Source organism: Cytobacillus oceanisediminis, assembly GCF_004366035.1.
GTDB classification, from domain to species: Bacteria; Bacillota; Bacilli; order Bacillales; family Cytobacillaceae; genus Cytobacillus; species Cytobacillus oceanisediminis_C.
Genome location: NZ_SOEE01000036.1, coordinates 1 through 9,632, shown reverse-complemented (window position 1 = coordinate 9,632; position 9,632 = coordinate 1). Strand labels below are relative to the sequence as shown.

7 protein-coding genes and 1 pseudogene are annotated in these 9,632 nt (G+C 40.6%); 2 read left to right on the top strand and 6 right to left on the bottom strand.

Going from position 1 to position 9,632, the window contains the following annotated elements:
* The 6 genes from DFO72_RS28765 to DFO72_RS28740 all read right to left on the bottom strand — a co-directional run.
* Positions 1–596: GerAB/ArcD/ProY family transporter (locus DFO72_RS28765; protein ID WP_142724963.1), on the bottom strand; the 596-nt coding region annotated here is incomplete at its 3' end.
* Between the two features lie 39 nt (positions 597–635).
* The gene (locus DFO72_RS28760; RefSeq protein WP_113885840.1) at positions 636–1,724 is read right to left on the bottom strand and encodes a Ger(x)C family spore germination protein; all 1,089 of its coding nucleotides are present in this window, start codon (positions 1,722–1,724) and stop codon (positions 636–638) included.
* 20 nt (positions 1,725–1,744) lie between these two features.
* Complete coding sequence (locus tag DFO72_RS28755; RefSeq protein WP_113885839.1) at positions 1,745–3,226, bottom strand: spore germination protein; 1,482 nt, start codon at positions 3,224–3,226, stop codon at positions 1,745–1,747.
* Positions 3,227–3,999: 773 nt separating this feature from the next.
* Positions 4,000–4,917: an NADP-dependent oxidoreductase gene (locus DFO72_RS28750; protein ID WP_113885838.1), complete on the bottom strand. Its 918-nt coding sequence runs from the start codon at positions 4,915–4,917 to the stop codon at positions 4,000–4,002.
* Positions 4,918–5,272: 355 nt separating this feature from the next.
* Positions 5,273–5,935, bottom strand: a complete 663-nt coding sequence (locus tag DFO72_RS28745; RefSeq protein WP_113885837.1) for an NAD(P)H-dependent oxidoreductase — start codon at positions 5,933–5,935, stop codon at positions 5,273–5,275.
* 324 nt (positions 5,936–6,259) lie between these two features.
* The gene (locus DFO72_RS28740; protein ID WP_113885836.1) at positions 6,260–6,910 is read right to left on the bottom strand and encodes a peroxiredoxin-like family protein; all 651 of its coding nucleotides are present in this window, start codon (positions 6,908–6,910) and stop codon (positions 6,260–6,262) included.
* Positions 6,911–7,452: 542 nt separating this feature from the next.
* Here DFO72_RS28740 and DFO72_RS30295 point away from each other — a divergent pair.
* Together DFO72_RS30295 and DFO72_RS28735 are read left to right on the top strand one after the other, a co-directional pair.
* Positions 7,453–7,584 (top strand): annotated as a pseudogene (locus tag DFO72_RS30295) (thioredoxin-disulfide reductase); the annotation flags it as partial.
* Positions 7,585–8,154: 570 nt separating this feature from the next.
* The gene (locus DFO72_RS28735) at positions 8,155–8,757 is read left to right on the top strand and encodes a TetR/AcrR family transcriptional regulator (protein ID WP_309472985.1); all 603 of its coding nucleotides are present in this window, start codon (positions 8,155–8,157) and stop codon (positions 8,755–8,757) included.
* Positions 8,758–9,632 lie beyond the last annotated feature (875 nt).

The window sequence follows — 9,632 nt, the reverse complement described above, 5'->3', positions numbered from 1 at the left end:
AATTGATATATCATGCTTTTAGAAGAGAGTAATATGTCGGTTATTGAATGATTAAACAGAGGCATCATGTTTAACGGATGTGTATACGGCAAAACTAACAAATTCTCTGGAATAATAAAAATAATAGTGATCAGTAATCCAAAAAAACTTAATGCTGTAACCGACCGAAACCCGCCCGATACGGTATAGTAAATAAGCAACACCAAAATGGTGCATAAGAGTAACATATCCATTGAGGGAAACACCCAGACTTGAATAACTTCAATATAGGCTCTGAATTCCATATAAGCTCCGACACAAAAATAAAGAACGATTGCGAAATTGATTAGGTTCCCTGCAATTTTTCCGAAACATGATTTGTTAATTGCAGTTACATCTAGACTTTCTTGATTAGAACGTAAAATATTATAAATCATCCATAAGATTATATGAATGCTAATACCTACTAAAACAACAGAAATATAAGAATTATATCCGGCATGTTCGGCCAATTCTCGTTGGAAATTTAGTACTCCGACCCCGACCATACTGACATACATAAGTGGAACAATTAAGAATGGGGATATTTGGTGTTTTTCGTCAACAGGATTTTTCATATACTAAACACCTCACTAAACTGTACTTCCGGAGATCTTTCAACCACTGCCATTATTGGCGATTTTAACCTGGACACTCACTGTTGTTTCTATTTCTTGATAAATGTTTTCAAAATCTTGGGCATTCCATTCCTTAGACCGACTCCTTACCAAGTCGCCCAGGCCCACTGGATCAACCTTATTTTCCTTCATTAGTGACAATAATTTTTCAATTTCTGTTTTAAAATAAGAACCCATAGTTTTTTCAAGCTGTGCAAGCTGCTCTTCTGATTTCAAATCCACCCAATCAGGGACATCCTGAAGTTCCGTCTCCATATCCACCCGAATTGAAATAGAAGGGATTGGATTAACTTTTTTTACAATATAGTTTGTATTTGAATGCATGCTTCTCAATAAAATAGAATCTTCATCCTGTTTGGTTGATGCTTTTCCTGCAACTGGAACCGCGTAGCTTCCATTTTTCGAGTTCTGAATTAGCATTTTTAATAAGAAAGCTTCCTTCATGCTAATTTCGGTTATCTTTTGATCTCTTTTAAATAAAGCCAGACCATCGATTATTACTTCCCCGTGATCTTTTTTAAAATACGGTAAAAACATGTCTCGTCCTTCACCATAATAATTAAACAAGGATTCATGAAGATTCATCAGCGGTAAATTTCCGTTTTTCATGTTTTGCTCAATCAAATCAGATAAAAAAAAAGGTTCTTGGGTTTCTTGGATGATTCCCAACAGTTCCGAAGCTTCCCCATCCGCAACTCCAAGCTGAAGCCGTGATGAAATTTTAGGGTCGAGGAATAAATTATGGATTTCAGCTCCAATCCCTTTTTCAGCAGGAGTGTTTCCAAATAACACCATCCGTAACTGCCCCCTTTCAAGGGGATCTTTTGTCCGCGTATTTAGTCGTGACAGAATGCCTTTTTTAGAGTTGGATTCCGTATGTAAAACTTGTAGTTCTGTATTTCCCTGTTCTTTAAAGTTAGAAATTAGAGCAGCGCTTTTTAGGGTATTCGATACGGTATCAAAGGTAATTGCATGGACAAGTACAATCTCATTCACAATTTTTTGTTCGGAACAAGACGATAAAACTGCACACAAAATGATAACCAGAAAAATTTTCCTCCTATACATACTGACCCTCTTTTCATCATTTATTCTTCATCTAAGTCATTTTTCTGTTTAACTGATTTAGGCAAATACCTAAATAAAGAATTTGGTCTTAAATGTTGAGGTCTTTTATTCAGAAATTGAAAGGATGAACGTATAAAACTGTCTTTCAGATCCTTAGTCCTTAATGGAAAAATTGGAACAATGTAAGGAGAACCTAATGATTTTAAACGACTAAGATGGACGAGCAAAAAGCCCACCCCAATAAATAGGCCAATTTCCCCCCATATCGCTGACAGAATGATGATAGGAAAACGTAAAAATCGTATCGCATTTGACATCTTATATATCGGTGTCGTAAATGAGGCTAAAGCCGATAGCGAGACCAGAATTAGTAAAATATTACTTGTTAAAGCTGCTTCGACTGCAGCTTGACCAATAACAATTCCTCCGACAATACCTAAGGTTTGGCCAATTTTTGTTGGTAATCTGGCCCCTGCTTCCCGAAGAAATTCAATGGTTATTTCTAAAAAAAGCACTTCAATGAAGGGCGGAAATGGAACGTTTTTTCTGGAAAAGATAAGGGGGCTAAGCAAATCTTTTGGAATGACTTCATAATGGAATGTGGTTATTGCAACATACATTGACGTGGCAAACAGCGAAAAAATGACACCAAAGATTCGAATCAATCGAAAAAAAGAACCTAATATCCATGGCAAATAATAATCTTCCGGGGAAATAAAAAAATCAAACAATGTAGAGGGTCCCGTAACAATATAAGGCGACCCGTCGGTAATGACTGCGACTTGCCCGTTAATAAGTGAATACACCACTCGTTCCCTGCGTTCTGTTGATGCAAACAATGGAAATGGAGTCAAAGAATTGTCTGATATTATTTGGTCCAGTACGGACGAATCAAACACCACATCGTGATCAATAGCAGTAAGTCTTTGCTCAAAAGTTTGAATATGCTGTTTATTTGTCACCCCATCGATATAAATTATTGCGACCCTTGTTTTTGAAGTTGTTCCTACGATAATTTCTTTTATAATCAAGTTGGGGATATTGATTTGTGCTCTTAGTAAACTGATGTTTGTATCCAGGTCCTCTACGAAACCGACTTTAGGTCCGACGACGCTAAACTCGTTTTCTGTATCATTATTTTCTCGCAATCCACGATGGTCGGCTAAATTTACCAACGCACACTTTGGATTGTTTTCATGAAGTTGAACGAGCGCATACCCTTTCAGTAGTTTGGATTGAATATTGGTTAACTCATCGGTAATCTCTATATCATTAATGGGAATCCAAGCTTTAATATCCTCGATTTTCTTGATTTTTGAATCCAATGAGCGATTTTGCAGCACAAGAATCAAATGTTGCTGCATCCACTTTGCATCGACTAAGGTAATATAATAGAAAATATTCACTTCTTGTTTTCCAAGTAAAATCGAGGTTTTCTTAAAGTCACTCGATTGTCTGGAAAATTGTAATAATTGATCGAGGTTTTTAAATTCAGTTTTCATTGCGAATAAATCCTTCCTGGCCAAAGTCTCCAAATGTTCTTTATGGTACTATGTTATTTTTGTAAAAAACTCTTTTTTTATACATAAGTGGAATCACACAAAAAAATGTCTGTCCAAGGACGGTGAACGTTGATCTGTATTTCTTTCAGTCGGGCCATGGGTGGGTATTGGAGGCTATTGGCAAAACGTCGTGGTTATCCAGTAACGGGTCCCGGATTTTTTGGGATATGGGGACTAAGCGGACATTTTCACGATATGTTGAACCGCAAATCGAGAATAACCGAGAATTCAGGCTTTATCTGCGGTTCGTACCGAATCTGAAAATATCGAAGACTATAAATGCGCTATTTGCCGAGAAATGGAGCTGTTGAAGTAGAGAGCTTGTAGTACCAGTTTTTTTCGACTCATCGGTAGATTTCGTAAGTACGGAATCGCGTTGAATATTTATGGGATGATTTTGAACCGACTACAAGGAGAATTATTCCAAGTCTTTACTCTCGGGTTAGACTGTTTTATAAAGGAATCGCTCGGAAACCGTCCAGCCCTTTGCATCTTTTTAAATGGAAACATGATGATCTTCGATGAACTGGAACCTTAGTTCTTTACTTTGCTATAGACTCTACACACATTGAAAAGCAAAGACCACCGGATATCCGGTGGTCTTTGCTTTTACCTTAAGGACTTGTAAATTGCTTTTAGGTTCCCATGTTCGAAGCCGGAAATGACAGGGCCTCAAGGCTGACGATGATTCACGAGGCCCGTTCCGTGATTGCTTACGAACGAACGCGGATGATCGTCTTTCCCTTAATCCGGTCGGTTGGGTTGAAGGCGGCGACAGCATCGTCGAGGGTCGCCACATTGCCGATGTTCGTTCGCAGCCGACCATCCCGGACCCGCTGGACGATCTCTCCCAGTTGGGCGCGATCAGCCTCAACGACGAAATCAATCGCCAAACCATCGGCCGGCTGTGCCTCCGGCGGACCGGCGATTGTCACCAGCATTCCACCGGCGCGTACCAGACCCGCTGACCTCTTCCCGATGTCGCCACCGATCACGTCGAAAACTAGATCGACGCCTCCGACCTCTTCCAGCGATTCGTTGTCAAGATCGACGAATTCCTGAGCGCCGAAGTTGAGCGCCGTCTGACGGTCTTCGGAACGTCCAGTGCCGATGACGTAGGCTCCTGCCTCGCGGGCAAGCTGCGTCACCATCGAGCCGACTCCACCTGCCGAGCCGTGCACGAGGACGCTTTGCCCTGCCTGGAATCGGCCGTGCACGAACAGTCCCTGCCACGCGGTCAGACCTGAGATCGGTAGGCTCGCTCCCTCCGTGAAGTCGATATCGCCTGGTAACGGCGCGAGGTTTCGTGCCTCGACGGCCACGTACTCTGCGAGGGTTCCGTCGCGCGTCCAGTCCGTGATCCCGAATACCCGTTGTCCTACCGACAGCCCCCTCGTGCCATATCCGAGAGAGCTGACCACTCCGGCCACCTCGTGGCCGGGGATTGACGGTGTGCGGTCTCGACCATTGCGATCGGTCCAGGTTCCGGGCCACGTTAGCTCGCCTGGGGTGAATCCCGACGCATGAACCTGAACGACGACATCATTCCCCGCCGCCTTCGGTTCCGGACGCTCCGCCAAAGTCATCCCGGCCGTTCCCGCGGCCTCATCTGTCACTACAATCGCTTTCATTTGAATACCTCCCTGTATAGTCTTCGCCTGTACTGCACGTCGGTTCGAAAGCTATTAGCGCCGCCAAATCCCCGCTTACCACGGCAGTTAAACTGGCGTAGAGGCGCTGCTACAACCCACGTTATTCGTTTGTTGATCACGATGGATTGTCACCATCGTTCTCACCTCACCATTGATTAATTGCTTAAACGGATAAAATCAGATACAAAAAATGATGGAAGCCACTTTAATTAGTTTGTACCGCTCACATACGATATGAAAGGGAGCGTCGCATCGGCAACATTCATAAGCAACCCAAAATCTGTCTTCACGGACTTGCTTGGTAAGCATAATTACACGTGCTGCCATATTATATTTATTTGACCCACTTCACAACATCATCAAACGGAAGGCGTATTCTAGGACCCGGCTCTTTTTTGCGATAACCGAAGGCAATCATGACCGAGATAGTAAAGTGTCCGTCCTCTAGCAGCCCTTCCTCTTCCAACAGCTGATTGATTTTCTCTATGTTAAAGCCTTCGATCGGACATGAATCAATGCCGATTAGTGCCGCAGACGTCATCATGTTCGCAAGCGGTATGTACGTCTGCTTGATGGCCCAATCGGTAAGAAAGCGTTCATGATCCAGGAGCTTGAAATCATGTCTCTGGAACTCTTCAAAGATTTCAAGATGCCTTTTCAGGCGTTCCTTTGGAACAGCTTTGGACTGCTGCTCCTTCTGGTAGGCGGAGTCATATCTCATATCCAGCGGTGTCCGGGACAGAATAATGACGAAATGACTGGCCTCTGGCAGTTTGCTGGCCGCACCATACGAAGAATTTTTTATTTTGTTCAGAAGCTGTTCGTTTTGAACAACAACAAATTTCCACGGCTCAGAGCTAAACGAGCTGGGCGAGAGCCGGCCCGTTTCCAAAATAAATTTAAAGTTCTCGTCGGAGATGGTTTTGCTTGGATCGAATTCTTTGGTTGCATGGCGAAAATGATAAGCTTTCAAAATTTCTTCCTTGGTCATTGTCATGATATATTCTCCTCTTTACTAACATTTAGTACAGATGCATAGCTGCCAGATGTACAACAGCAACCTACGTCTGCCGCTCGTTGCCTTATCAAATTGTTCGACTATTTCATAAAATCGTGGAGCTTCTCTATAAATAAAGTCCTGTTCGAGCGCCGGCTCCGATTGTCGCTGAACACACCCATTAAAGCTTCTCTTGTATCACCAGCATATATGGATATGTCCGGTCTCATCGTACGTACTGCAAGATAATTATATTGTGATATCCATTTCTTCAGACTTGTTCTTGGCAAGAACAATTGCCACAAATGAATGATGTAAAAATCGTTAAAGCTTTTTTAGCTCTTGCAAAATTTCCTCCGGGCTTTGACGCTGCATGAAATTCGGATTGACATAGGTGGAGCGAATAATGGCGCTCTCATCAATCATGAAAGTAGCAGGAACAGGTAAAACCCATTTCGAGGTATTGTTGTACTCCGCAAGATTAAGTCCGATACCTTCCATGATTTCCTTGACTCCCTGCGGAACATCGAAGAGCAGATTATATTTGGCCGTTACCAACCCGTTTGGATCGCTAAGGACTTGAAATTCCAATCCTTCCTTTTCCTGAAGGGATAATGAATGATCTGGCTTTTGCGGGCTAATCGTTATAAGCTGCGCGCCTATCTCCTGGATTTCAGGCAATATCTGCTGGTAAGCCTTTAATTGCATATTGCAAAAAGGACACCATCCGCCGCGATAGAAGACCAGTACAACCGGCCCTTTCGCGAGCTCTTCAAATAGAATTACGTCCCGGCCTAGTGCGTTTGTTAATTTAAAGTCCACCGCCTTTTCGCCTGGTTGCTTCCCAGAAGCGATTCCCGATTTATGAAGTTCCTCAATCATTTGTCCGATTTTGATCTGCGCTTCAATCGGTGAATTGGCTTTAAACTGCTGTGTGGCCACTTCAAGCTGTTCGGTTAAATTTTGGTTACTCATCGTTCTGAAACCTCCCATATCGAATGATAGCCTGATTATAATTCTAAAAAAAACAGAGTTCTGTAATGCAGCTTACAGTTCTCCATTCTATTTTTGAAATTGGTGTAAAACAGCGAACGAAGTATTATAGATGACGGATGCCAATTTGGGTTGGCATGTTAACATGTGAACTAAACCGTCAAGTACCATTGGGCTATCAGTGAATTTTATTTTTTCCTTGATGGCAGGAGAAAATTCGTTCAATTAATAAAATAAGGATACAAATGTAAAAGGGAAATATGGAGGAAGATAGTCGTTTTAGGAGGAATTTCGTTTTTCGAAAGCAATAATGCCTAATCTTATATAAAACTGCTCAGAAGTAGATTTTTTTTGAAGAACTGGAGTATTCATCTTACATGGACCACATCATGGTGCCCAAAAGTCCGAAAGTGCAACTCCCTCAGAATTTTTTTCACAAAGTTTCCGTCTTGGTTAATAATTCAAATGTTAAAAAATACTCATAATCTTCCTATATATTCCTTCCGCTTTAGATTTTCTCTTTTAACTTACCAATCACTAATGAAAGTGGCTACATTGAAACAAATGAAGCAAGAAAAACAGCGTTACCTGGTATTTTTGCATCTGGTGTTGTGCGTGAGAAAACATTACGACAAGTTGTATCACCAACTGGTGATTTAAGAATGGTTTATTGGTAATAATATACCGATTTAAATAAACACACTATAAGTTTTGAACTCAAATTCCTCACCAGTTTGAGTATTGACTAAAGCTACACAAATGAATTTAATTTTTCATTAACGAAATCACGATATTAAAAATTTTTTAGAGCATGAGTTCGTCGCGTCGTTGAATATTAGTAAGGATAGAAGCGAAACGTGTTGATTTAAACCCTCTACAACGGCCGAATCTCCTCCATCAATAACAACTAAACCTTTACATTTAAAGAATGCAAACTTTAGGTTTCGCATAAGTATCCACGTAAGAAATGTATCCGATAAGGCGAAAAGGTTTTTTAAATCATGGCAAAATTCTAATCGTAATCAATGATTGTTTATATAACCTCTTGATACCCTGTTATGGATTATTTATCTTAAAATCACTTAAAGAACCGATTAATAATTTCCTTTATTCCTTTTTTAAGGTTTAATATCCATTTTTTTAATGGCATTCAAAAAGTTTTTTGGGATTGTAAAATCTATTTTTTTGCATACTTATTATATGGAAAAACTAAATAAAACGAGGAAATCAAAACATCGGCTGACAAAAAGGGGGAAGAGACTCGCTCTCGAATTGTTTTTGCTGCAGCTAAATTGATGTTTGAGAAAGGCGTTGCAGGTACAAGCGTAGAAGATGTACAAAAAGAGGCTCAAGTCGGTTCTTCCCAAATATACCATTATTTCAAGGAGAAGCGAGATCTGGTTAAGGCCGTAATTATTTATCAGACTGAGAAAGAGCTAACCACCCAAGAATCTTTGGTAATCCAACTTGATAGTATGGAAGCCCTAAAAACTTGGCGCGATGCGATGGTTCAACTTCAAATTGAGAGGAAATGTCGTGGAGGGTGTCCAATCGGCTCGCTTGCCAGTGAGTTGTCAGACATTGAGCCAGATGCGCGTTCTGAGCTCGAAGACGGTTTTATGAAGTGGGAGAACTTTATTCGAAAAGGGCTTATTGAGATGCAGGGGCGTGGCGAGCTAGGCACCAATGCAAATCCAAGCGAACTCGCTCTAGCGTTGCTGACCACACTTCAAGGAGGACTACTTCTTACGCAGGTTAGAAAAGAAACACTACCCCTTGAAGTAGGATTGGACAGTATGCTAGCACATATCAGCTCATTCATCATTTGATATGGCAGAAAGTTATAACTTTATCCAATTGACACAAGATACCATTCTAATTTATTATGCTAAAAACACCATGAAAGGAGGATATGTTTTTAATTCTATATTTTGTTCTATGAGAGGAATCGTCCGATTTCTCTTAAAACGCCCATAAGGGCATAGGGTTCCTTTTAGGGCACAAAGCAGAAAGTTTCTTGGAAAAAGCACACTAATTCGAAACTGTACTTTCCTGTAAATGTTAGACACTAAATACCTTCTTCGAGGTATTTTTATTGCCAAATTATAGCTGAGAAAAAGTTAAAGATTGGTTTTAAAGTATTTAGAGGAATCGAAAGTATTCGTAATAAAATGTGAGGTGCGTATGAAAAAACACCGTTCATTTCGTTGGGCAGCTGGCAAAATTGCATCTATTTCACTGAATCGAAATTGCTTACCACGCCGACATGAAAAGTGGGTAAGGGAGAACTAGAAAAGTATCTTTATTATTACAATCCAAAACGAATAAATGCAGAAAAAAAGACCTAAGTCCAGCGGAGTACCGAACTCAGGTCTTGGAATCTCCCTAACCTTTAATGTCCATCTTTATTGGAGTTTTTATTATGGGAACATCAATGTTTTTGGTTATTATAGCTTGCCTTTTGGAGAATGAATCGGCAAGTTAAGTTTGCAACCATCTAATGTAAATGTAAGATAACTAAGAGATTAACACTTCTACTAACTATTTATTTTCTTTTTTAATAGTTGTACCTGGGATTATACAACCTTCCGGACCACAAGCTAATCCATCTTTTAAAAGGGCTTCTTGTGCCTTTTCTTTTTTTAATTGTTCCTGCTGCCATTCAATATCAATAATGGGTGAAAACTTTTCTGGATATCGTATA